This is a genomic window from Methylobacterium sp. P5_C11 (genome assembly GCF_054049775.1).
Genome location: NZ_JBFULS010000109.1, coordinates 1 through 3,816 on the forward strand (window position 1 = coordinate 1; position 3,816 = coordinate 3,816).

Annotated in this window: 3 protein-coding genes; all 3 read right to left on the bottom strand. The window is 71.3% G+C overall.

Translation table 11 applies throughout. The features are described 5' to 3' along the window. Positions 1-244 precede the first annotated feature (244 nt). From ACXJKQ_RS27455 to metG, 3 genes are read right to left on the bottom strand one after another with little or no spacing between them, the layout of a single operon-like run. Positions 245-1,054: an MBL fold metallo-hydrolase gene (locus ACXJKQ_RS27455; protein ID WP_457108828.1), complete on the bottom strand. Its 810-nt coding sequence runs from the start codon at positions 1,052-1,054 to the stop codon at positions 245-247. A gap of 23 nt (positions 1,055-1,077) precedes the next feature. Further along, the gene (locus ACXJKQ_RS27460; RefSeq protein ID WP_457108829.1) at positions 1,078-1,878 is read right to left on the bottom strand and encodes a TatD family hydrolase; all 801 of its coding nucleotides are present in this window, start codon (positions 1,876-1,878) and stop codon (positions 1,078-1,080) included. Between the two features lie 15 nt (positions 1,879-1,893). Next, a complete protein-coding gene (gene metG, locus ACXJKQ_RS27465) occupies positions 1,894-3,471 on the bottom strand; it encodes a methionine--tRNA ligase (protein ID WP_457108830.1) in 1,578 nt (525 codons plus the stop codon). Between the last annotated feature and the right edge of the window lie 345 nt (positions 3,472-3,816).

The window sequence follows — 3,816 nt, forward strand, 5'->3', positions numbered from 1 at the left end:
CCCCCAGTCTCCCAGGGCTCATCAAAGGCAAACAGAAAACCGCCCGGCAATCCCGCCGGCCAATCCCGCCGCTTGTCAGAAGATGGCTCAGCGCCCGGTCCACTCCCGCGGCCGGCGCCGATGAGCCGGGGTATACGCAGGCCGGTTCGGCGCGTCAACAGGCTTGTTCGCCGAGGAGCCGATTTTCTTGGACTCCGGCGACGACAGGCGTGTGACGCCCGATTCGCACCCTGCCCGTCTGGCCTCAGGCCTCGAGGCTCAGGCTCAGGCTCATGCCGTCATAGGCAGGCACGACCGCTGGCGGCAGCCGCGCCGCCAGGGCGGCGTAGTCGAGATCGGTATGGAGGTTGGTGAGCACCGCCCGGCGCGGCCGGACCTCGCGGATCAGCGCGAGGGCGTCGGAGACCGAGAAATGCGTCGGGTGCGGCGTATCCCGCAGGGCGTCGATGACGAGCAGCTCAAGGCCGTGCAGCCGGGTCAGGCTCGTCTCCGGGATCAGGCTGACGTCGGGCATGTAGGCCGCCCGGCCGAAGCGGAAGCCCAGGGCCGCCTCGTTCCCGTGCTCCACCGGAAGCGATTCCACAGTGATCGGGCCGCCCTCCCCCTCCACGACCAGGTCGCGGTCGACGTCGATGTCGCGCAGATCGAGGATCGGTGGATAGGCGCTCCCGGGGGGCGTCTCGAAGCAGTAGCCGAACCGGGTGGTGAGCAGCGACCGGGTCAGGGCGTCGGCGTAGACCGGGATGCGCTGCCGCATGGCGATGACCAGGGGGCGCAGGTCGTCGATCCCGTGGGTGTGGTCGGCATGGGCGTGGGTGTAGGCGACCCCGTCGAGGTGCCGCACGCCCGCGTCGATGAGCTGCTCGCGCAGGTCCGGCGCGGTGTCGACCAGCAGGGTGGTCCGCCCTGCCCCGGAGGCGCGCTCGACCAGGATCGAGCAGCGCCGCCGGCGGTTGCGCGGCTCCTCCGGATCGCAGGCGCCCCAGCCGCTGCCGACCCGTGGCACGCCGCCCGAGGAGCCGCAGCCGAGGATGCGCAGGGTCAGGCTCGCCATCCGGATCTCCCGCTCCTAACGCGTCACGCGTCGCCCGGAGGCGTTGCGGCGGCCTTGTCGAACAGCGCGAAAAAGTTCGCCGTCGTGATCCGGGCGAAGTCCTCGGCGGGCAGCCCCAGGGTCTCGGCCAGCGACCGGGCGGTGTCGGCCGTGTAGGCCGGCTCGTTGGTCCGCCCCCGATGGGGCTCGGGGGCGAGGAACGGGGCGTCGGTCTCCACCAGGATCCGGTCGCGGGGCACGCTTCGGGCGATGTCGCGCAGGTCGTGCGAGCGGCGGAAGGTGACGATGCCCGAGAACGACACGAACAGCCCCAGCTCCACCCCGGCCTCCGCCAGCCGCTTCCCGGAGGAGAAGCAGTGCAGCACCGCCCGGAAGGACCCTTTGCCCATCTCGTCGGCGAGCACCCGCTCCATGTGGTCGTCGGCGTCGCGGGCGTGGATCACCAGCGGCAGGCCCGCGAGGCGCGCCGCCTCGATATGGGCGCGCAGCACCCGTTCCTGCACGGCCTCGGGGGCGGCATCGGCGTAGTGATAGTCGAGGCCGGCCTCGCCGATCCCGACGCAGCGCGGGTCGGCACGGGCGAGGTCCGCGATCGTCCCGGCGTCGACGTCCGGCTCCTCGGCGGCCCCGTGGGGATGGGTGCCGATCGTGTACCAGACCTCCGGATGGGCCGCCGCGATCGCCCGGTAGGTGTCGGCCTTGGCGACCCGGGTGGCGATGGTGAGCATGCCGGTGACGCCGGCATCCCTGGCGCGGGCGATCACACCCGGGAGGTCGGCGGCGAAATCCGGGAAGTCGAGATGGCAGTGGCTGTCGATGAGCATCGGGTCTCGGGGCCGTCAGGCGGCCGGATTGTCAGGGCGCTCGAAGCGCGGGAAGATCGGCGCGGGGGCGGGGAGCGCCGTGCCGGGCACGAGCCGGCCCCCCTCCCCCACGGCGGCGAGGCTGCGCCGGTCGGCCGGCACCGCCAGCAGGTCGAGGAGCTTGGCCGCCGCCCCCGGCACGAAGGGCTGGGTCAGGATGGCGAAGGCGCGCAACGCCTCCAGCGTCGTGTAGAGCACCGCGTTCATCCGCGCCGGGTCGGACTTGCGCAGCTTCCACGGCTCCTGGGCCGCGAAGTAGCGGTTGGCCTCGGCCACCACGGCCCAGATCTCGGCCAGGACGGTGTGGAGCGCCAGCTCGCCCATCAGGGTGCGCGCCCGCTCCGGCAGGGCGTCGGCCTGGGCCAGCAGGGCTCGGTCCGCGTCGTCCAGGCTGCCGGGATCCGGCACCGCGCCGTCGCAGTTCTTGGCGACCATCGAGAGCGAGCGCTGGGCGAGGTTGCCGAGGTCGTTGGCGAGATCGGCGTTGATCCGGCCGATGATCGCCTCGTGGCTGTAGCTGCCGTCGCCGCCGAACGGCACCTCGCGCAGCACGAAGTAGCGCACCGGGTCGACCCCGTAGGTATCGGCGAGTTCGAACGGGTCGAGGACGTTGCCCAGCGACTTCGACATCTTCTCGCCCTTGGAGAGCAGGAATCCGTGGCCGAAGACGCGCTTGGGCAGGGGCAGCCCGGCCGACATCAGGAAGGCCGGCCAGTAGACCGCGTGGAACCGGACGATGTCCTTGCCGATCACGTGCAGGTCCATCGGCCAGAATGCCCTTCTGGAATCCGCCTCGTCGGGGAAGCCGGTCACCGTCAGGTAGTTGGTCAGGGCGTCGACCCACACGTACATGACGTGGTTCGGATGGCCGGGTACCGGCACGCCCCAGTCGAAGTTGGTGCGGCTGACCGAGAGGTCCTTGAGGCCGGAGCGCACGAAGCTCGCCACCTCGTTCCTCCGGGTCTCCGGCCCGATGAAGCCGGGCTGCTCCTCGTAGAGCTTCAGCAGCCTGTCCTGGTAGGCGGACAGGCGGAACAGAAAATTCTCCTCCTCCATCCACACCACCGGCGTGTCGGTGGCGAGGCTGCGGCGGCTGCCATCCTCCAGGAGCCGGGTCTCGGCCGCGTCGTAATAGGCCTCGTCCCGCACCGAGTACCAGCCGGCATATTTGTCGAGGTAGATGTCGCCGTTGGCCTCCATCCGCCGCCAGATCGCCTGCGCGGCCTCGTAGTGGCCGGGCTCGGTGGTGCGGATGAAGCGGTCGTAGGCGCAGTCCATCCGGTCGGCCATGGCCTGGAACCGGGCGGCGGTGCCGTCGACATAGGCGCGCGGCGTCGTGCCGGCCCGGGTCGCGGCCTGCTGGATCTTCAGACCGTGCTCGTCGGTTCCGGTGGAGAACAGCACGTCGTAGCCGTCGAGCCGGTGGAMGCGGGCGATGGCGTCGGCGGCGATCACCTCGTAGGCGTGGCCGATATGGGGCGCGCCGTTGGGGTAGGAGATCGCGGTCGAGAGGCCGAAGGTTTTTCGAGCATGCGCCGGGGCGTTGGACGTCACGTCTGTGGTGTTCCGGATGAGCGCGGGAAGCTGCCCGCGTTGTCGCGCGGCCGGAGCCGCGACGCAACCGTCGCGGCTTGCGGGAGCGGCTTGTGGGACTGGCTTGCGGGACCGGCGCCATCCCGTCGACCGCGGCCGGACCGGAACGCGCGGGAACCTCCAGATCACCGGACATGCGTAATCGTCCCCGCGCGCCTGTTGCGCCGGGGTCGTGGCCCAGGTGACGCGACGAGGGACGCGGGACGCCGCGGGAACCCTGTGTCGGCCATGATACGCGCGGGATCCGATCCCCGCGGCGCCCCGCGGCATCGACCGGGCGCCTCCCCCGGCCGGTGCCGTCTGTCT